The following is a 20,669-nucleotide window of genomic DNA, read 5'->3' as shown; positions in this document are numbered from 1 at the left end:
CTCTATTATATCGAAAGCTGTAGTGCTTTTCACTAATTAACGCTTTTAATTCCGTAAATGAGCGATTGAAGGATAAAAAAATGCGATTGTATAAAAAATCGTAAATAAAATAACTGATTGCTTTTAAATAAATACAGATGTGATAAAATAATTAAACCTATATGTATGAACTGGAAACGGATTCTTTTGCAACAACTCCTAGACCCATGATAAACTAGGTTGTTAGTGTGATATTTCCACAACGTTCGTTAAAAAAAGTAGTATTGTTGCAGGTAGTTCGCTTGATTTATCAAGATTAATTGAACCTTTATCCTAAAACAGTGACACATTATTAGAATAGAGGAGCAGTATTAACTATGTTAAAAAACAGAAATAATTTATTGATTTGTGGGAGTTTCCTCCTGCCCTTCTTATTGTTGATCATTCTTTGGTCGATTTTAGGTTTAGCACCAATTGGGAATAATAATCTATTGGTCAGTGATTTAGGGACACAGTACATGCCATTTTTAAGCTTATTTAAGCAATTTTTCCAAGGAGATACCTATTCGCTCTATTCTTTCTCTGATGCCCTAGGTGGAACGATTTTACCGCTGAGTGCCTATTATTTACTAAGCCCATTCAATATTTTAGTCTTACTATTCTCTTATGAACAATTACCAATTGCGATTTTGCTGATTATTACGCTCAAAATTTCGTTTATGGGTAGTTCGATGTTCTACTATCTTCAAAAAACATATGCGCAATCCACGATTTCTACGTTACTCTTTTCAACATCCTATAGTTTATGTGGCTTTGTAACGGTTTATTGTTTGAACTTTATGTGGTTGGATGCGTTGATTTTATTTCCTTTACTTATTTTGGGGATTCAGAAATTATGGGACCATCAAAAGTACGCCTTATACTCCGTCACATTATTTCTGAGTATCGTAACAAACTATTATATGGGCTACATGCTATGTATTTTTGCAGTCTGCTATAGTGTGTATTGGTATTATCAAAAAACAGACTCGGCAAAAGAGAAAAGTATTTGGCAGTTTATTAAAGAAGGCCGCTTGTTTTTTGTCACGTCTTTTCTCACTGGCATCAGCACTAGTTTTATTTTAATTCCTGCCGTAGAAGGCATGTTAGCAACGAAAAAGACAAATTTTGATTGGCAGACATTTTTACCAAAACCTAACTTTGGTTTTAATTTTCTTTCCCAATTCGGTCTTGGTAGTGTTAATTTCGAGTGGCGCTTGGAGCATTTGCCGACGATTTTTTCTGGCATCTTGATGGTTTTACTCTTTATCGCTTATTTTCAGCTCTCAACTATTTCTAAAAGGGAAAAACGAGGAGCGGCTTTTTTGATTGGGTTTATTTTCTTAAGTTTCTGGCTAGAATTAATTAATACGATTTGGCATATGTTCCAAAGTCCAGCTGGATTTCCTTATCGAAATACGTTTATCTTTAGTTTCTTGGTCATAAAATTTGCTTATGAGGCCTTCCTTAAATTAAAACAAGGTGTAAACCTAAGTCTACGGGTTCCTACTATTTTTTCTATGTTACTCACAATTGGGTATGTCTCTTTAAAGCTTTCAAAAGAAAAAGTATTTCTTTTGTCTGATCATTATTTTATCATCAGTCTGCTTAGTGTTTGGCTAACATTTGCTTTAGTTGTTTGGATTCAAAAAATGACTGGTACAAAAAAAGGTTGCTTATATGGACTCTTATTTTTAGTCGTCTGCTCTGAGTTAGTCTTTAATTTTTGGATCAGCTTTAAGGATATTCCATTTGGTAACCAAGAAAAATTTGCGCAAACTTATCAGATTCAGAATAAGATCATTTCAGATTTGGAAGAGACAAACCCGAATCTCTTTCGGATAAAACAAACAGTTGATTCAGATGCAGCCGGCTATCATGAAAAAAACAATGGCTACAACAATCCAATTTTATACGGCTATGCAGGTGTTTCAAGTTACACTTCTACATTAGATGCAAAAACGCAAGACACGCTTCAAGCGCTAGGATTGTATCAAAAAAATGACCGTAGAATTGCTTATGTAGATGACTCCAAAGTGATCAATTTACTATTAAACGTGAACTATCAATTAACACCTGAAGTTAAATCTCATCAAAAGAATAGTTCAGGTGATCCTTCAACAAATGTTTACAAAAACGATGAAGCCATCGGTATGGGCTTTTTAGTCCCGCAAGACTTTCATTTGTTTAAGTTAGTGAAGAATCAACCGTTAAAAAATCAAGAAATGATTTTACAGCAGCTTCAACAAAACGATGATGCCTATTTTAAGGATACACAAAAAATCGCATGGAGTGAACAAGATGATACACACTACACGCTTACAACAAAAACAACCGCTAATGGTGAACTGTACCTTTATGCACCTGAAATCGATTGGGAAAAAATCACTTCGTTTACAGTAAATGGTGAAAAAATCAAACCTGCTGTTTATATAGCAACCAATCAATTGTTTAACCTTGGTTATTTTGAAAAAGATGATATCGTTAAATTACAACTTGAGTCTAATAAAGAACTTGAGGACAAAACGATCGAACTGAAGACCTTACAACAGGAGTCTTTTGATTCGCTTATTACTAAGCAAAAATCTCAAGCAATCCAAATGAAAGAAGAAGTTTCTGGTACATTGACCGGTGAAATTACTGTAAATAATTCTGTGGGCTCCTTGCTTTACTTAGCCATTCCATATGATAAAAATTGGCAAATCACAGTAGATGGAAAAAAAGTGAAAGCAACATCTGTTTTAGGGAATTTTACTGGAATTGACTTAACATCTGGCAAACATCAAATCACCATGCATTATCAACAACGAAACTTTATCGTGGGCGTTTTTATTAGCATTTCTGTGTTTTTAGGCGTATTATTCTATCAACTATTAAAGCATTTTACAGGTCAAAAATCCAAGTAATATTGAGAGGAAACTGAAGCCATGGGTAGAAAAATTCTGAATCGGGTCATCTATGTACTGCCTATTATAGGTGTTATCTGTTTTGTTGTTCTAGTGATTTACGGTTATTCTAAAGGAATTTTCCACTCCGTTCAGTCTTTGCAAGCTTTTATAAAACAATTCGGTGAATATGCGGTGTTTATCTTTATCTTTTTGCAAATGGTTCAAGTAATCGTTCCGATTCTTCCTGGAGGAATTTCAACAGTTGTCGGTATGTTGATGTTCGGCAATGTTCAAGGATTAGTTTATAGTTATATTGGCCTGATCATCGGCGAAATCATTGTTTACTGGCTAGCTCGTTATTATGGCAAGTCCTTTGCGCGATTGATTTTAACTAAAAAACGTTACTTGACGTTCGAGAAAATGTTGGATCGTCCTGAAAAAGGCATTAAGAAATTAATGATCGTCACATTGCTCGTTCCTTTTGCACCAGACGACTTAGTCTGTTTAGTCGCAGGACTTGCAGACCTTCCTTTTAAAGAGTATATGAAAATTTTACTTGTCTTTAAACTTTGGTCAGTGGCGACTTATGGCTATGCTATTTTGTTCTTGTTTAATCGTTTTTTAATCCAATAGAGGTACAAACAATTGTATAAAATACGTAAAACAGCAAGTTAGAGATGATGCTTGCTGTTTTTATGTGCTTTTCCTATCTTTTTTAACTATTATCTAAACACTCCGAAATAAATCAATTCCAAAAGATATATTTTTTAAACTACAAATATGTTATAGTTTACACAAACATATAAAATAAGGAATTAGAGCGAGCAACTGTGACTATTGAAGAAAAAGCTTATTCTTTGACTGTGAATCCTTACACCTTATATGAAGATACAACAATCACAGGTGGAACTGATTATTTTCATACGCATGTCGCTTTAATGATCAATGGCGAAGAAATCGAACGTAAGTTACTATCTTCAATCAGACAATTTACTTTTGATGTTGAAGGTTTGATTGACTACACAGATGACGAAGTAGAAATCGTTGGTTATCGTTATGAAGATGAAATTACTCGGAATGACGTAGTGATTCAAGAGCCTACGGTAGAGATGACACTAAGCCCATACAAAATAGATGATACTTTTGTAACGGGTAAAGTAACAGGCAAGTCCGCTAAAACTGTCCGTCTATATGTGAATCTAAGACGACAACAAACAGTGAAAATAGCCGAAGATGACACATTTAGCCTATTGGGCGTTGCTATTAACTCACCTACAGATAAAGTTGAGCTAGCTGTATTAAATGATGCTGGTATTGAAATTCAACGATTTGCTGTTAAAGTAACGAGCTAATAAATTGAGTGTAAAGAAAAGTGGATCGTTAATCAGATTTTTTTCTGGCTAACGTTCCACTTCTATATAATTAATTCACTGTCCGTAGTTGTGCAATTCGTTCCTTCACAACGACTTGTTTTTCTAAATAGTCTTTTTCTTTTGCTTTTTCTGCTTCCACAACATCATCTGGCGCATTAGAAACAAAACGTTCATTCGCTAATTTTCCTTGCACACGTTTGACTTCTTGCGTCCATTTGTCTAATTCTTTCTCTAGACGAGCTATTTCTTCTTCCACGTTGATCAAACCTGCCAGCGGTAAATATAACTCTGCTCCAGTTAGAACCGCTGACATCGCTAATTCTGGTGCAATGATATCACTTGCAATCGTCAACTCTTCTGGATTACAGAAACGCTCGATATAATTTGTGTTGTCGATCAAGAATTTATCTACTGCCTCATCACTTGTTTTGATCAATAATGTAATTGGTTTAGACAGTGGTGTATTCACTTCAGCACGGATGTTACGCACTGCGCGAATCACTTCTTTTAAGACTTCCATCCCACGAGCGGCGGTTTCATCCGAAAACTCTGCCTGAACAACTGGGTAATCGGCAATCACAAGGGATTCACCTTCATGCGGAATATTTTCCCAGATTTCTTCTGTCACAAATGGCATGATTGGGTGTAGTAAACGCAAAATTTGGTCTAAGGTATAGACTAAAATGCTACGTGTTGTTTGTTTTGCCCCTTCATTTTCGCCGTACAGAATTTCTTTACTCATTTCAATATACCAGTCACAGAAATCATCCCAGATAAAGTTATATAACTGACGACCTGCTTCACCAAATTCAAAGCGATCGAACAAATCAGTTACACGCGCAATCGTTTCGTTTAGACGTGTTAGAATCCAGCGATCTGCTACTGTTTTCTCACCGCTAAAGTCAATATCTTTATAAGACATTCCTTCAACATTCATGATTACAAAACGGCTGGCATTCCAGATTTTATTGATAAAGTTCCAAGAGGCATCCATTTTTTCATAACTAAAACGCATATCTTGACCAGGTGTAGAGCCATTGGACATAAACCAACGCAACGCATCTGCCCCGTATTTATCGATGACTTCCATTGGATCGATTCCGTTTCCTAGAGATTTACTCATTTTACGTCCATCTTCTGCTCGGATCAAGCCATGCATCAAGACATTTTTAAATGGTGCTTGTCCTGTAAATTCTAAACTTTGGAACATCATGCGGCTAACCCAGAAGAAAATAATATCGTAGCCTGTTACCAAAGTACTTGTTGGGAAATAACGCTGATAATCAGCTGCTTCTTCATCAGGCCAACCCATTGTTGAAAATGGCCATAATGCTGAACTAAACCATGTATCTAACACATCAGAATCTTGGGTCCAATTCTCTGGATCGGCTGGTGCTTCCATGCCAACATACATTTCGCCTGTTTCTTTATGATACCAAGCAGGAATTTGATGACCCCACCATAATTGGCGTGAAATAACCCAATCATGTACGTTTTCCATCCAACGTAAGAATGTTTGATTGAAACGTGGTGGATAAAATTCTACTGCATCCTCTGTATCTTGATTTTTGATGGCTTTTTCAGCCAGTGGCGCCATTTTAACAAACCATTGTGTGGATAAACGAGGCTCAACAACAACACCTGTACGCTCTGAATGTCCAACACTGTGATTCATTGTTTCAATTTTAATCAGACGACCCATTTCTTTTAGATCAGAAACGATCAATTTACGTGCTGCGAAACGGTCCATCCCTGCATATTTACCTGCTAAATCATTCATAGAACCATCTTCATTCATGACATTCACACGAGGTAAATCATGACGATTACCCACTTCAAAGTCATTTGGATCATGGGCTGGTGTGATTTTTACGACACCTGTTCCAAATTCCATATCTACATACTCATCTGCAATAATCGGGATTTCTTTGTCTACTAATGGCAATGTGACTGTTTTGCCGATCAAGGCTTGATAACGCTCATCATCTGGATGAACAGCAATCGCCGTATCGCCTAACATTGTTTCAGGACGTGTTGTTGCGATTTCCACAACACCTGTTCCGTCCGTCAGTGGATAACTCATATGATAAAAGGCCCCTTCGATATCTTTGTGGATTACTTCGATATCAGATAAGGCTGTTTTGGCTTTTGGGTCCCAGTTGATGATGTATTCCCCACGGTAAATCAGGTCTTTTTCGTATAAAGAAACGAAGACTTTACGGACAGCTTGAGATAATCCGTCATCTAAAGTAAAACGTTCACGGCTATAATCTAGTGATAACCCCATTTTTGCCCATTGTTCACGGATATGAGAAGCATATTCTTCTTTCCAATCCCAAACTTGCTCAACAAATTTTTCACGACCTAAATCGTAACGAGAAATATCTTGTTCAGCTAATTTTTCTTCAACTTTTGCTTGGGTTGCGATACCTGCGTGATCCATTCCCGGCAGCCATAATGTATCAAAACCTTGCATTCTTTTTTGACGGATGATCATATCTTGTAAAGTGGTGTCCCATGCATGACCTAAATGTAGTTTCCCTGTAACATTTGGCGGTGGAATCACGATTGAATAGGGTTTTGCATCTTTATTGCCGTTTGGTTTGAATAAATCTTGGTCTAGCCATTTTTGATAACGGCCTTGTTCTACTTCTGTAGGTTGGTATTTTGTCGGTAGATTTTTTTCTTCTGACATACGCGTTCCTTCTTTCTGATTCTAATTTAAATGAATGGTGAAACGATAAACTAAGGTGACAACGCTCCTTATAAGTCGCCTTGTACTGTTCAACATCAGATTGCTTCACAATCTGTGATGAACATGTAAAAAGCCCTAAAATACTTTCGTATTTTAGGGCGTAAACTTCTGTACGCGGTACCACCTAAATTGTGTCTGACGATCCAGACACCGCTTCATTCGTGAGGTAACGATCACTACTCGAATCATTCTACTCCATTCAAATCATTGACTCCCAAGCTACCTTCTTACTGGTTATGTGAAAATCTTCCACCGATTGATTCTCTCTCTAGAACGATGCCAGTAATACTCCTCTTGTTCATAGTCTTTGAATCATTTTAACATTGAAGTGAGAGATAAGTCAATTTGAACTAATCTTGTCTTATACAAAATTTCTTACTCAAGTCTTTCATTTATATAAGTGGTATGGTTTAGTATTAGATAGACTTGAAAGGGGAATTTACATGTTGGAAAAAACAAAATTAGAACAATATTATGAGTATTGTCACTACCAAAAAAAATTGGATAAAAAAACATTAAAGGCTTATAGAATAGATCTTCGGCAATTTTTTGAATACATTGAAGAAAACAATTTTAGCCAGATTAATCGGTTAACGATTGAGAATTATATACAATATCTCTCTTTAACTTATAAAACTACTTCCATTAAAAGAAAATACGCTTCTTTAAAAACTTATTTTAGCTATCTAGTCTACATGGAATTTATTTTGTTAAACCCATTTAGCAATATGCGCCTTCAATTAAAGGAAGATACACTTTTACCAAGAATTTTTTCTTTAAACATACTTGAACAACTTTTAAAGACAGCTTATACCCAAAATTCTGAGCAAGTAACCAAACAAACTTCTTTTCAACGTTTTACTAAAATTCGTACTATTGCAGTTTTAGAACTTTTATTTTCAACTGGAATAAGAGTTTCTGAATTATGTAATTTGACGCTAGAAAATACAGATTTAACCAATCAAAAAATTTTAATCAAAGGAAAAGGTTCTAAAGAACGAGTTCTATATTTATCTAATAATGAAGTTATTGTTGCAATGCAAAAATATATGCACCTTCGAAATCAGTCAAAATCAGATTGTCCAAATTTTTTTATTAACCGCTTAGGAGAACGGCTATCTGAACAATCCGTTCGAACAATTATCAATGATATTGGAAGAAAGGCAGATATCTCTACTCATTTAACCCCCCATATGTTCCGGCATACCTTGGCTACTACTCTTTTAGATGAGGGCGTAGATTGCCGCTATATTCAAAGGATTTTAGGTCATAGTTCGATAAAAACAACGGAAAGATATATCCATGTGAGTTTAACAATGCAGAAGAATGTCCTTTTGAAGAAACATCCGAGGCATCATTTCTCATTTGAGTGATTTTTGAAATAATCTAGCCCTGACAATATTCTTGCTGAACAAAGGATAATAAGCAATTATCGGAGGTTGAGTGAAAGATGAAAAAGAAAAAAGAGACAACTATTTTATTTTTAGCTAAATATGCACCAAATAATTTAGACGAAGTAATACCGGATAACATTTATGACGAAGTTTATGCGCAATATCATCATAAAGTTTATGAGGTATTAACCAAAAATTATGGAAACATTATATCAGCAACAGATCCTGGAAAGGTTCTACGTTTGAATGAAGAAGTTGACTATATCTTTTCTTTATATAATAAGTTTCCAATCAAAAATTCAGAAGTTTTCATTTCTTCTGTCTCAGAATATTTAAAAATTCCTTATTTAGGTGCTTCTCCTAATATAAGAGCCTTAGCTGAAGATAAACACTTAGCAAAACTTCTCTCAAAACATGAAGAAGTTCCAACAGCAAACTGGAAAACTTACAATGTGGATCAAGAAATTATACCCCCTAATTTTCCCCCCCCTTATTTTGTAAAACCGAGATTTGGTGCAGCATCTGCTGAAATTGATGAATCCTCTATTTGTGCATCTTGGAAACTCGCAGAGAAAAAAATAAAAGAACTGTACAAAAAGGACATTGATGTTATTTTAGAAGAACAAATAAAAGGTATTTACTATACTTGTCCTGTTTTAAATAATTTTGGTGTACCTCTTTTTTTGACACCTATAAAAGAAACTTCCACATTGAAAGATAATGTGGTAACACATCAACAAAAACGAAAGATTCAGGGGGGATTATCTAGAGAGTTGAGTATAGATAAAACCATTAATCATATACTATTGAGCTTTTCAAAAAAACTATTTAAACAAATACAACCACTAGATTACACTAGATTTGATTTCATAGTTGATGAAAGAAACGGTATTCCTTCTTTTTTAGAATTTAATGTATGTTGTAATCTCGGAGAAAGTTCAACAATTGCTCAAAGTTCTCTTGCATCTTCAATTTCTTACGAAAGTTTATTGACTAATATTATCGATTCTAGTATGTGCAGACAAAAACTGATTTCCTATTCAGAGTGTCACCAGTTTTAAGGGATCAACATACCAGTATACTAAATAACACGGTTGATAAAATTTTTTCCATTGCTCAAATGAAATAGATTCTTTAAATTTTTCATGACACAACAATTTTATTAGTTGTTGTGTCTGCTCTGGATGCTTACGGTCTAAAAATTTTTGACAGTTGTCGATACATTTTTTTATTTCATTTGTTTGACAACATTTTTCTATGAATAACCTGTTAATATAGTATCTTTGCCTTACTCGATCAATTTCGTGTTCTTCAACTTTTTTTTCTAGTGCTCTTATTTTTGTTAATGCAAGTTCTCTATCCGTAAGTAATGTAATACACGCTTGATTTATATCTGAAAATATTTCAGGCATACTATCTTTACTTTGCTTCTTTGCTAGTTTGAAATAGTCAATAGCAAAATCATCTTTTTTATTGTAAGCATAGCAAATTCCTAAATCATTAAACACTGCATACGAATGATGATTCCCATATATTTGTAATAGTTTTTCAGCTTTTTCTAAATATTCTTGAGCTTTCTTCGTCTTGCCAATTTGACAATACTCTTTACCTTTATTACACAAAGTAGTAGCATACCCAAAGTTGTCCTTATGTTTTTCAAATGATTCTAGAGCTTGATTGTATATTTGGATAGGATCATCAAAAAGCATAACAGAATTACGTAAAAGATATCCAAAATTGACTGATTTTTTCACCAAAGAGCTACAATCTTCAAATATCCTCTTAGCTGTTTCCAACTGATTAAGATGAATATGCGAACTAATCAAATATGATAATAAGAGACATTTTCTATCATTCGATTTTGTTTGATTGATTGCTTCCTCAAGTGCAACAACTGCTTCGTCCAACCGCCTACAACGATTGAGTAGTACCCCACGTAAGTTTCGGTAGTTTTCATCTTTGTAATTCTCTATTTTTTCTAGAAATTCTAAAGCTATTGAATATTTTCTCTCCTTACAATAAATTATACAACTGATTAAACAATCTTCTTCTTTATCAGGAGATAAATTAGCATCTTGAATTAACTCTTTATCTAAGGTTTCTCCTGTTATTAGCATAATATCTAATAGTTTTCTAGCTATATTTTCCACTTGATCACTATCTAATTTTTTCCCAATTCTATAATATATCAAAAGCTCCTCTTTTGGTATAAATGAAATATTCATCCCATCAAAATATTCGAGAATAGTATCTTCATATAAATAAGAAGCTCTTAGATCTAAATCAGTAAAAATATGATTTAAAGATACACTTAATTGGACTTCTTGAGAATAAAAATCCTCTCCTTTTATTGAAACAACCTCTGCTGCTTGAAGCTTCTTTAATTCTTTGTTTAAATCTTGAGAGCCATATATCTTCATTATGTCCTTTAAAAGAGGTAATCGAATAATGATCTCTTGAAGAAATCTATTCGACAAACTCCCCCCGCTATAATACAACACTTTTAATAGTTCCATTTGGATACTATTATATTCTTCAATAGTTTCTGTTTCTTTTCGAATTTCTTGTACAATTTTATGAATATTTTTTTTGTTACTCTCTAAAACTTTTCGAGCCTTTAGCTCAGATAATTGTTTTTTTGTATACAACTCTGCTAATTCTTGAATTAGTTTAATTTGTGGCTCAGTAAATTCAATGATTTTATGTTTAATTCGACAATCATGAATGCAATTTTTAAATTTTAGGCAATTATCATTTTCTTCGTTTTGAATAAAAACTAAATGAAAAAATTTTATACGAGTTAATGAAATTAAAAATGGAAAATATCTTTCATTGATATTTTGCATATGATCTAAAAATAATACAATCTTTTCAAACTTCTTTACAGATAGTCTATCTGTGAAATAGTGTATCAAACAAGATTCAAGCAACGACTCATCACATTCTGTATAAATGTGTTTAGCACTTTTTTTACTTCCCACATGTTTGAGAACGGAACCTCCTACAGGTGATAAATCCAATAAAGCTGAAACTAATGACGTTTCTTTTTCCCCAAAAGCTTTATCTACATATCTTTTGAAATCAGTATAGTTTTCTTGATCATAGGAGAGTTCTTTTAAAATGACTAATGGGAGTTCACAATCTCTATCTAGCAGTCGATACATCAATAAAGAATTCATTTTTTTCTTTTGTTCTCTATAAATAAAATTTTTTATAAAAGAGCTAACTCCACAGGCTCTTACTGCCTCTACAATACTAACTTTTGTTGTGTCACTATCTATGCTCTTTTTTAATTTCTCTCTTTCAGTATCTCTATTAGCGTATTCAGATACTTCTTTCATCTTTCACTCAACCTCCGATAATTGCTTATTATCCTTTGTTCATTTTTATTTATAAAATTTTTTATCCTTTAACAACTGAAACTAATCCATTTTTACTTACAGCTCTACAACAATCGCTATAAACTTCAATGAATGCATAGGCTGGATTTACTGCTATAGATCTTGCTTTTTCCATTCCATTTGTTAGAGGCTCGCCTCTCTTATAATGCTCTATAATTTGTTCACTGATATCAACCGTATGTACCTCATACGAATCCCCTAAATAACACTTCGAGACATATCCTAACAATAAACCAGATAACTCCACTTCTGGAATTTCTTTAGCAACACCTGCCAAAATCTCTTCTATCTTCTTGTGAGCAATAGTAGCATTTCCACTGTCTAGATTGCTAAGATTATCCACATACTCTTTACTCCGTTTACGTCTTAGTACTTTTTCAATTTGAGTATTTCCAAAACTCACCGAGGATTTATTTTTTTCACTAACATTAAAAACTGTATCAACTTGTTTTTTATTTGTTCTATTAATCAATGGTCTAGGCATTAAAACTCACTCCAATCAAACTAATACTTTTCGCGTTTTTTGTGATTGCTGCTCCTTCAATGCCACTTCACTACCAATCGGTTTTCCAGATGCTGGTACAGCTCTTGATTTACCCCATTCTCTGATTGAATCGATTTTCTCTGGACTAGTTTGAGACAGTGGCACGACATTTTTAAATACTTCTAAAATTGTTGTTTCATTTAGACTAAAATTATTCTGAGCCAGTTTATTATAAGCCAGTTCTCTTACTGTAGATTCCAAATCAGCTCCTGTAAATCCATTGGTTAGTTCAACAATTGAATCTGCTAGTTGACCTTCAAAATCCAGCTCTAAATACTTACGCATGTATATAGAGAGAATATCTTTTCTTTCTTCTGCTGTTGGTAAATCAACAAAAAATAGCTCATCAAAACGTCCTCGTCTTAATAATTCTGATGGCAACAAACTTACATCATTTGCGGTGGCTACAACAAATACTTGCTTTTTACTTTCTTGAAGCCAGAATAGAAACTGTCCTACCATACGTGTAGATACACCGCCGTCATTACCAGAAGTCGCACCTGAAAGTCCCTTTTCAATTTCGTCTATCCATAATATGCAAGGTGAGACGTTTTCAGCTGTGGTTAGCGCATCTTTTAATTGTTGTTCAGACTGTCCTACGAAACTCCCTTGAACAGTTGCAAAGTCTAATCTATATAGTGGTAATTTCCAGTTTGCTGAAATAGATTTTGCTGAAAGTGATTTACCACAACCAGGAACTCCCACAAGTAAAATACCTCTTGGTGATTGTAATCCTCTTACTTTCATTTCAGCTCTTTTTTCTGGTGAAAGCAATGTTTTTTTTATATCTAACCATTTTTTTAGGCCTTGTAATCCACCAACATTTTTGACGCTATCTTCAATTTCTATTTTCTCTAAACCAGAAATATCTGAAAATAATCGATCTTTAGCAAATCTTACTTCATCCATATCTGATTTTTTTATCGACTTATTCGCAATCAATGAAGAAATGATGTTCTCAGCTTCAATCCTCGTAACACCAGATAATAGCGATGACGCCTCACGAACATCCAGATCATCCCACTCAATCAAAATTTCTGAACGATATTCGTCAATAAATTCTTTAATAATTTTGTACATGTCCTCTTCATCTGGCAAATCAACTTTGATTATCATTCCTAATCTTTTCAACTGATTCCAAACAGGATTCGTTGAAAAGATCACGATTGATCCACCAGATTCATTTGCTAAAGTTACTAAATCCAATAGTTGTTTTGCTTCGGAATTGTCATTTGATAAATCTGGTACTTCCGTTAATACAAGTGTTAAATTCTGTTTCTTTTTCATTTGTTCACTCATAAAATCTATCGCTGCATAATATGATTTATCTTCTGTTAATAGCTTCTCACTAGTTAAATCATAGATTCCTTTAGATAATGTATGGACATAAAAAGGTAATGCTAACTCTTGTGAAACTCCTTCTAATATTTCCAATGTTCTTGCGCGTTCAATCGTATTAATTACGATTAATGGAATACGCGCAATTGAGTATCTTCTCATCAAATCTTTGCATTCATTTATACTCCCCATAATACTTACTCCTTCAATTTACTTTATGATTTTTGACAATACTCGACATTTTTCCAGAATAATCGCTCTTTGCACTATCTTCTAATGATTTTTGTATACGATCAGTATGTTCTCTTACTAACTCTTTAAAACGTTGTTGTTCCTTTTCTGGAATAACAGGTATCGTCACTACTTTTTCAATATTCTGCAACTCTTTTCTAAGGGCTAACAATGCTTGAATGTATCTACCTTCGTTTCCACTCCCATTTGCTTGACTCTTTTGAAATTTATCCGTTGCGAAAACCAATCGATGATTCACAACATCAAAAAGTTGTTTTGTAAATCTTTCGGCAATACCTGATTGCCATTCAATTTCTCCCTGTTTCATCGCTTCCAACACTTCATTGTCATTACAAGAATCTTTTAATAGTTGAAAACACTCTACCCATTCTTTATAAATTGTGGGGCTCTTCATATTTTTCTTTTCCTTCTTACTACGACTGCCTCTGGTGGAACAATATCCCAAGTTGGTAATCCATTAGCAAATGAATTTTCTTCCATGTTCACTTTATGTTTATACTCTCCATTTGCCATATTAGGTAAATCTTTTTCACAATTCTGGCAATAAATAGACTCTTGACTGATTAGATTTTCACAATTCGCACACTTTTTCATTTCCTTCTCCTTTATTCCTTTACTTTTACTCGACGAATCGATCCAGATAATTTTTGTACATACTGATCCGGTGAAATTTGCTCAAGATATTCTATTACTTCGTTTCCTTTAGCATCTGTTAATTCAAATTCCTGTCTAAAATCGACAATTTCAGCTAAAATAGCACGGATAATTTCTTTTCCTGTTGTTATTTGTTGTTCATATTCCGTTATCACTTGCGCTCTGAGCTTAACCATCCTTTTTTTCTCGTTGAAAGAACTACTTGCCACCCAAATACCAGCTATAACAGCTAAAATTCCGACTAAAGGATTTCCAGTTATCATCATCAATAACCCAATTCCCCCAACCAGTGCGCCAATCTGTAAACCATATTCACGAATATTAGGTAAAACTAAATCAGCTAATTTCTTCTCTCTTTCGGATACCACAAACTCATCATATTCTGAGAGTATTTTTTCTTCTCCACTACCATCAGTCGACGTAAATACAAACTTATTTACTACACACTGAACTTTGGTTGGAACCTTTGCTCTGTTTTCTGCTATTACGTCATTGTATGCATTCATAATCCATTCTTTCGACAATGCAATAGCAAATTTTTGCGTTGAAGCACTCGCCCCTGAATTTTCTGGTTTCATCGCAACATCTGTTAACAGTTGTGAAAAATCTTTCTTCGTAGCAAATATAGTTTTTTCTACGTTCATCCCTCTCTTCGCCGCTGCTTCATCGCCACCACGGTCAATAATCAATTCATTCAGTCTTTCATCTTCCCTAAATGGAATTTCTTCCTCATCAAAATCACTTACTAATGTAAAAAGAATGTCATCTAATTGTTCAACTAATTTTCTCTTAGACGTTTCTTTGTTGAAAATCCCTTGAAAATAATCAAAAATCACTTCATGTAAATTGGCACCTTTTAACACATTCTCAAGCTTAAGCCAAGTAGAACTATATTTTTTTAAATATGGATAGTCTGACCTTATTTCATCAGGTGTGTGAAGTTTAATTGCATCGGACCATTGCATAATCAACTGCTCTTCAAATCCATCTTTATCAGAAATACTTTCTAACCAGTCCATTAATTGTCTAGAGATCAGCCCTTCAGAATCCATTCCTAACAAGCCACTTGCGAATGCATCAATAATAATAATCGTTTCTCTATCTAGCTCTTCTTCATTTTGGTTAGCAAAATACCGTTGTGTCCATTTTAAGCTAGCAGCTTTTCTATCCGCCCGGCGACAAATCAAAGCAAACAATAACGATGTTTTCTCATCATCTCGGCGTATAGCTTCCCTAACAGCTCTTTTAGCCAAATCTTGTTTATCACTTATCCATGCAGAGATGGCGACCAAACAAGGCGCTAACCAATAACCTGGTGCAGAGAGCATTAATTCTTCTGTAGCTGATTCTATTGTTTCTTTTCTTATAAGTTCTAAATCATCCGCTTGCAAAACACCCGTTACAGTTCTTCGAATTTCTCCATAATGACCAAATTTCTTTTCGATTTCTTGTCTAATTTTTACCAATCTAGTTTCTGCTATTTCTACCTGATGCTGCTTGTTGGCCAATTGTACATACTCATGAAATTCTTTTGCTAATTCAGCCAGTTCTTGATAAACAACTTGGACATTTCCATCTACTGTAGAAATCATTCCATTCATTGCATCAATATTATTGTGAATTGTAGATAGATTATTTTCGATTGCACTCAAATTAGCTGTACTAATAACTCTTTCCGCCATTTCCATCCTCCTAAATCTATATTCATCCATCTAATAATATCACACATACACAACATATTATAATCAATTTTTACTTTATTATACACTTATATTAACAAATGTTATTAAATAAAATGAAAATCATGAATTAAAGTACCTTTTCTCACATAAAAATTCAGCATTCCATAAACCTACTACCACTAAAATTCAAAAAAAATGAGTGAACACCGAAAAACGGTCTTCACTCACTCTTAAGATTTATTTCTATTTTTAAAATTCTATTATATATTTTTAAAGAATCGTTTTTACCTGTTCCAACGCAGTAGCATAATCAGGCTCTTCTGAAATTTCTGCTGAAATTGCTTCGTAAACTATGTTACCATCTTTATCGATCACAAAAATGCTACGAGCTAAGTGCCCCATTGCAGGAATAAACAATCCATAGGCTTCACCAAATTCACCTTCAGTATCATGTAAAATTTCCATATCCACGCCCTCAGCTGCGCACCAATTCGCTTGCTCTTCTTTTGTGTTATTAGAAATCGTGATAAATTTTACACCTTCAACATTCGCAGCTTCTTGATTGAAGCGTTTTGTTTGTAGTGAACAGATTCTAGTATCAATATCAGGTACAACACTGATCAGCACAGGCATACCAGTGAAATCTGATAGGTTTACTACTTCATCATTTAAATTTCCTAATGAAAAATCTGGCGCTTTAGCACCTACTTCGGGTTGGGCTCCAATTATTTCCACTTTTTCGCCTTTTCTTGTAACGTTCATTGTATTTTTCCTCCTCTAATTTAAAAGCTGAGCAAGCGTTTCAAGCTACGAATACTCAACAATTTGACATTCTCTCTCTTTATTTAGTATAGAGGAAGTAGGAACAGATGACAAAGTTCTTGCTTTCTAGTTTTTTTGACTCGCAAACGTTTCATCAAAATAAATCAACGTCTGCAATTCTGTTGTCAAATCGATGTATTGGACATTCACATTGTGAGGCACAGTTACTCTATCTGGAGCAAAATTCAAAATAGCTGTAATACCAGCATCGACGATTTTATCGATCGCATCTTGTGCAAACTGGCTCGGTACCGTAGAGATAGCCACCGTGACACCTGTTTTTTTGACTTCTTCAGTTAGATTTTCCATTGGTTGTATGATGATATCATCTACAGAAAACCCCACAAGTTCTTTTTCAGTATCAAATGCACAAACAATATTCAAGTTTTCATTTCTTCGGAAGTTATTTTTGACTAGCGCTTTTCCTAAATTGCCACACCCGATTAGCGCAATCCGTTTTTCTTGTTGTGTATTCAAAATATGACTAAAAACCTCGATTAAGTAAGGAACATCATAGCCATAACCACTGCGCCCAAGTTCTCCTAAGTGAGAAAAATCACGACGAATGGTTGCGGGTGGGACTTGAATCACGTCACTAAATTCTTTTGATTTGATTCGCGTTACACCAGAATCTCCTAGCATTTTCAAATATCGCAAGTACAACGGCAACCGCTTGGCTGTCGCTTTAGGCATTGTTTTTTCTTTAAGTAATTCCTTCATTTCCTAGCCTCCTTGTTACTCATTTCACATATATATATTTATAGTTTATCATGCTTACAAGTCGTGGGCAACTTGTTTGTGAAAAAAATAGGAGCTATTAGAAAAAAACTAATAAAAAAGAACAGAATCGATAACGTTATCAAGTCTGTTCTTCTAGCTTTTATAGCAAATCAGAAAATTCTTTGTTTTGTTCACTTTGTTCAGTTATTTCACTAACTTTTAAACCAGCCATTGATCGGGCCATCAACCCTTCTATATCCAGTCTAGCTTCATAGGCTTGAGCTTTGTCTAATTTAGGTCTTGTTTTAGGTTGTGGCGGTGCAAAAATCGTACAGCAATCTTCAAATGGTTGGATTGCTAACTCAAAGGTATCGATTTTTTCAGCGATTTCGATGATTTCCCCCTTGTCCATCGATACGACTGGGCGAATAATCGGCGTTGTCGTCACTTCGTTGATTGCAACCATACTTTGTAAGGTTTGTGATGCTACTTGCCCCAATGATTCTCCATTGATGATTACTAAGCCCTTTCTTGCAGCACGTATCGCATCAGTCAAACGTAGCATCATTCGGCGTGTCACCGTCATTAGATAACCTTCTGGAACTACTCGTTTGATTTCTTCCTGGATTTCAGTGAATGGAACTTCAATAAATTGGATACTACCAGCATAAGGGGCGATTTTAGCAGCTAAGTCCTTCGCTTTTTGTAACGCCTGCTCACTTGTGTATGGTGGGCTAGCGAAATGAACAGCTTCCACTTCTACACCGCGTTTCATTGATAAATACCCCGCAACTGGCGAATCAATTCCACCAGAGAGCATTAACATACCACGTCCACTCGTTCCAACAGGTAATCCACCAGCGCCACGAATCGTTTCATAAGATAAGTATGCTCCTTCTTTGCGGATTTCTACACGAATTTCAATGTTTGGCTTTTTCATTTGGACAGTTATCTCTGGGAAAATTTCAAAAACGGCACCGCCAAGTTCTCGATTCAATTCATTTGTATCTAATTCAAAACTATGGTCAGACCTTTTAGAAGTAATTTTGAATGTTTGACCTGGTTGGTAAGCAGATTGGATCATGGTTTGAACCATTTCACGAATTGCTGGCATTGTTTTTTCGACACGTACGCTTGGCGAAAAGGTTTGGATACCAAAGACTTTTTCTAATTTGGGTAAGATTTTAGCGCTGTCTTCACCATTTAATAATAGGTGCATCCGATCACGATCAGCATGGATTTTGACAGCTGGAAAATCACCAAGTACTCTTTTGACGTTTTGTGCTAGTTGGGAAATAAATATTTTCCTATTTTTTCCTTTAGTTGAAAGTTCACCGTAGCGAATCATAATTTCAGTATAGTTCACAATTGTTCAATCCTTTTCTATAACGCTTGATTTTTTTTCTTTCTTAGCTATTTAACACTAGGAACTTTTTATATAGTTGATTAAAAATAATCATAAACTGTTCCGCTTCTGCAATTGTATTCGATTCGTCCAAGCTAACCCGTATGGCCGACGTTGCGAACGAATCAGGTACTTTCATAGCATGTAATGTGCTACTGGTCATTTTCTTTCGACTGGAGCATGCACTAGTTGTTGAAGTGTAGATTAGTTTTTCCTCTAATGCATGTACAAGTACTTCTCCTCGAATTCCTTTTAACGCAAAACATAAAATATGAGGGGCGAAGTCCGCAGTTTCTTTTGAAAATACTCTGACATTCGGATATTCTTGTAATGCCTCAAGCAAATATCGCCGAATAGTTCCAGTATGCTCTGGTTTTTCTGCGTTTTTATCTTTATATAAACGTAAAGCTTTCGCCATAGAAACAATTCCAGCCACATTTTCAGTTCCACTTCTTTGATCATTTTCTTGCCCGCCACCAGTTAAAAGCGGTGCAAGTTTACGACCGTGTTTCCAATAAATAAACCCTATTCCTCTGGGACCGTGAAATTTATGAGCAGAAAATGTAGCGAAATCAACTCGAGGCGTCAACCATTGTTCTTGAGCAACTTTGCCAATAGCTTGAACAGCATCAACATGAAAATGAATTGATGGATAGTCTGCTAGGCAATTACTAATTGCTTGAATTGGCTGGATCGAGCCTATCTCGTTATTGACCGCCATAATGGAAACAAGGATCGTATCTTTGCGAATCAACTTGGCTAATTCATCCACTATCACAAATCCACGTTCATCAACAGGTGCGATGGAAACTTCAAACCCATTCTCTGCAAGCTGCCTTGCTGTTTCAGCAACAGCAGGATGTTCAATAGCTGAAATAATAATATGGCGACCAAACGTTTTTTTCTCTACAGCTGTTCCTTTCAGCACCCAATTATCCCCTTCAGTTCCACCGCTTGTAAAAAAAATCTCATCTGGCTTCACTTCGATCAAATCTGCTATTTGCTTACGGGCTTGTTCCATTAAACGATTTGCTTGATTACCTATGTCATGCAAACTAGACGGATTTCCAATAATTCGTTGACTGACTTTTATATATGTATCTAAAGCTTGAGGGTAAATCGGTGTTGTTGCGCTGTTGTCAAAATATATCATTTAAAAAAACCTTCTTCTTTTGAAATTCTTTCCTATTATATACTTTCTATTTTACTAGTTCAACCTAACAATCAGAATTCATTGCATAATCATTCGAAACAAACAAAAAGACGAGACCACGGTCTCGCCTTTTAACGGCTCTATACTTTCTGATGTTGGTGAACAATCACCGACATCTTTTTTAATGCAAAATACTAGAAAAGACACCCTGATATCCTTTAGAATTAAGTCGACGAAAACCAATCAAAAGGGGAAATCAAGATGTCCTAT

The 20,669-nt window shown here is 34.8% G+C and carries 16 protein-coding genes and 1 other annotated feature; of the genes, 5 read left to right on the top strand and 11 right to left on the bottom strand.

All coding sequences use genetic code 11. The features are described from left to right. Positions 1-356: 356 nt before the first annotated feature. The 3 genes from BCR22_RS03845 to BCR22_RS03835 all read left to right on the top strand — a co-directional run bounded on the left by BCR22_RS03845 (position 357) and on the right by BCR22_RS03835 (position 4,258). Complete coding sequence (locus BCR22_RS03845; protein WP_069653668.1) at positions 357-2,924, top strand: YfhO family protein; 2,568 nt, start codon at positions 357-359, stop codon at positions 2,922-2,924. Positions 2,925-2,945: 21 nt separating this feature from the next. Further along, positions 2,946-3,539 (top strand): TVP38/TMEM64 family protein, encoded by a 594-nt coding sequence (locus tag BCR22_RS03840; RefSeq protein ID WP_069653667.1) that lies wholly within the window; start codon positions 2,946-2,948, stop codon positions 3,537-3,539. A 197-nt stretch (positions 3,540-3,736) separates the two neighbouring features. Beyond that, positions 3,737-4,258, top strand: coding sequence for an immunoglobulin-like domain-containing protein (locus BCR22_RS03835; RefSeq protein ID WP_069653666.1), 522 nt, complete (start codon positions 3,737-3,739; stop codon positions 4,256-4,258). A 70-nt stretch (positions 4,259-4,328) separates the two neighbouring features. Here BCR22_RS03835 and BCR22_RS03830 read toward each other — a convergent pair whose 3' ends face one another. After that, on the bottom strand, positions 4,329-6,974 hold the full coding sequence (locus BCR22_RS03830; RefSeq protein ID WP_069653665.1) for a valine--tRNA ligase: 2,646 nt from the start codon (positions 6,972-6,974) through the stop codon (positions 4,329-4,331). A gap of 151 nt (positions 6,975-7,125) precedes the next feature. Continuing rightward, positions 7,126-7,345 (bottom strand) — a binding site (T-box leader). Positions 7,346-7,477: 132 nt separating this feature from the next. On the opposite strand from BCR22_RS03830, the gene BCR22_RS03825 reads away from it, so the two are divergent. Together BCR22_RS03825 and BCR22_RS03820 are read left to right on the top strand one after the other, a co-directional pair. Next, positions 7,478-8,407: a tyrosine-type recombinase/integrase gene (locus BCR22_RS03825; protein ID WP_069653664.1), complete on the top strand. Its 930-nt coding sequence runs from the start codon at positions 7,478-7,480 to the stop codon at positions 8,405-8,407. Positions 8,408-8,484: 77 nt separating this feature from the next. Further along, positions 8,485-9,489: a D-alanine--D-alanine ligase family protein gene (locus BCR22_RS03820; protein WP_069653663.1), complete on the top strand. Its 1,005-nt coding sequence runs from the start codon at positions 8,485-8,487 to the stop codon at positions 9,487-9,489. Here the strand turns inward: BCR22_RS03820 and BCR22_RS03815 are convergent. The 10 genes from BCR22_RS03815 to BCR22_RS03770 form a co-directional block, all read right to left on the bottom strand. Continuing rightward, positions 9,469-11,769, bottom strand: a complete 2,301-nt coding sequence (locus BCR22_RS03815) for a tetratricopeptide repeat protein (RefSeq protein WP_069653662.1) — start codon at positions 11,767-11,769, stop codon at positions 9,469-9,471. The two genes, BCR22_RS03820 and BCR22_RS03815, sit on opposite strands and share 21 nt — an antisense overlap. A gap of 61 nt (positions 11,770-11,830) precedes the next feature. After that, positions 11,831-12,313 (bottom strand): hypothetical protein, encoded by a 483-nt coding sequence (locus BCR22_RS03810; protein ID WP_069653661.1) that lies wholly within the window; start codon positions 12,311-12,313, stop codon positions 11,831-11,833. 15 nt (positions 12,314-12,328) lie between these two features. Continuing rightward, the gene (locus tag BCR22_RS03805) at positions 12,329-13,903 is read right to left on the bottom strand and encodes an AAA family ATPase (protein WP_069653660.1); all 1,575 of its coding nucleotides are present in this window, start codon (positions 13,901-13,903) and stop codon (positions 12,329-12,331) included. Positions 13,904-13,916: 13 nt separating this feature from the next. Further along, entirely contained in the window at positions 13,917-14,357 is a 441-nt protein-coding gene (locus BCR22_RS03800; RefSeq protein ID WP_069653659.1) for a hypothetical protein, read from the bottom strand. Further along, positions 14,354-14,557 (bottom strand): hypothetical protein, encoded by a 204-nt coding sequence (locus tag BCR22_RS03795; RefSeq protein ID WP_069653658.1) that lies wholly within the window; start codon positions 14,555-14,557, stop codon positions 14,354-14,356. Before BCR22_RS03795 ends, BCR22_RS03800 begins: the two co-directional genes overlap by 4 nt. Before the next feature lie 11 nt (positions 14,558-14,568). Continuing rightward, complete coding sequence (locus tag BCR22_RS03790) at positions 14,569-16,299, bottom strand: hypothetical protein (RefSeq protein WP_069653657.1); 1,731 nt, start codon at positions 16,297-16,299, stop codon at positions 14,569-14,571. A gap of 270 nt (positions 16,300-16,569) precedes the next feature. Next, complete coding sequence (gene tpx, locus BCR22_RS03785) at positions 16,570-17,061, bottom strand: thiol peroxidase (protein ID WP_069653656.1); 492 nt, start codon at positions 17,059-17,061, stop codon at positions 16,570-16,572. A gap of 126 nt (positions 17,062-17,187) precedes the next feature. Continuing rightward, the gene (locus BCR22_RS03780) at positions 17,188-17,841 is read right to left on the bottom strand and encodes a redox-sensing transcriptional repressor Rex (RefSeq protein WP_069653655.1); all 654 of its coding nucleotides are present in this window, start codon (positions 17,839-17,841) and stop codon (positions 17,188-17,190) included. Between the two features lie 160 nt (positions 17,842-18,001). After that, positions 18,002-19,207: a tRNA uracil 4-sulfurtransferase ThiI gene (thiI, locus tag BCR22_RS03775; RefSeq protein WP_069653654.1), complete on the bottom strand. Its 1,206-nt coding sequence runs from the start codon at positions 19,205-19,207 to the stop codon at positions 18,002-18,004. 43 nt (positions 19,208-19,250) lie between these two features. Then, positions 19,251-20,399, bottom strand: a complete 1,149-nt coding sequence (locus BCR22_RS03770) for a cysteine desulfurase family protein (RefSeq protein WP_069653653.1) — start codon at positions 20,397-20,399, stop codon at positions 19,251-19,253. Positions 20,400-20,669 lie beyond the last annotated feature (270 nt).

The organism is Enterococcus plantarum (genome assembly GCF_001730295.1).
GTDB classification, from domain to species: domain Bacteria; phylum Bacillota; class Bacilli; order Lactobacillales; family Enterococcaceae; genus Enterococcus_L; species Enterococcus_L plantarum.
Note: the sequence above shows the minus strand (reverse complement) of the source record. Positions and strands in the feature narration are given on the sequence as shown.

Excerpts from the sequence above, each read along its gene's own strand:
- BCR22_RS03800 (WP_069653659.1), bottom strand. The coding sequence starts at position 14,357 with ATGAAGAGCCCCACAATTTATAAAGAATGGGTAGAGTGTTTTCAACTA.
- BCR22_RS03845 (WP_069653668.1), top strand. The coding sequence starts at position 357 with ATGTTAAAAAACAGAAATAATTTATTGATTTGTGGGAGTTTCCTCCTG.
- BCR22_RS03825 (WP_069653664.1), top strand. The coding sequence starts at position 7,478 with ATGTTGGAAAAAACAAAATTAGAACAATATTATGAGTATTGTCACTAC.
- BCR22_RS03795 (WP_069653658.1), bottom strand. The coding sequence starts at position 14,557 with ATGAAAAAGTGTGCGAATTGTGAAAATCTAATCAGTCAAGAGTCTATT.
- BCR22_RS03830 (WP_069653665.1), bottom strand. The coding sequence starts at position 6,974 with ATGTCAGAAGAAAAAAATCTACCGACAAAATACCAACCTACAGAAGTA.
- BCR22_RS03790 (WP_069653657.1), bottom strand. The coding sequence starts at position 16,299 with ATGGCGGAAAGAGTTATTAGTACAGCTAATTTGAGTGCAATCGAAAAT.
- BCR22_RS03810 (WP_069653661.1), bottom strand. The coding sequence starts at position 12,313 with ATGCCTAGACCATTGATTAATAGAACAAATAAAAAACAAGTTGATACA.
- BCR22_RS03805 (WP_069653660.1), bottom strand. The coding sequence starts at position 13,903 with ATGGGGAGTATAAATGAATGCAAAGATTTGATGAGAAGATACTCAATT.
- BCR22_RS03820 (WP_069653663.1), top strand. The coding sequence starts at position 8,485 with ATGAAAAAGAAAAAAGAGACAACTATTTTATTTTTAGCTAAATATGCA.
- BCR22_RS03770 (WP_069653653.1), bottom strand. The coding sequence starts at position 20,399 with ATGATATATTTTGACAACAGCGCAACAACACCGATTTACCCTCAAGCT.
- BCR22_RS03780 (WP_069653655.1), bottom strand. The coding sequence starts at position 17,841 with ATGAAGGAATTACTTAAAGAAAAAACAATGCCTAAAGCGACAGCCAAG.
- tpx (WP_069653656.1), bottom strand. The coding sequence starts at position 17,061 with ATGAACGTTACAAGAAAAGGCGAAAAAGTGGAAATAATTGGAGCCCAA.
- BCR22_RS03840 (WP_069653667.1), top strand. The coding sequence starts at position 2,946 with ATGGGTAGAAAAATTCTGAATCGGGTCATCTATGTACTGCCTATTATA.
- BCR22_RS03815 (WP_069653662.1), bottom strand. The coding sequence starts at position 11,769 with ATGAAAGAAGTATCTGAATACGCTAATAGAGATACTGAAAGAGAGAAA.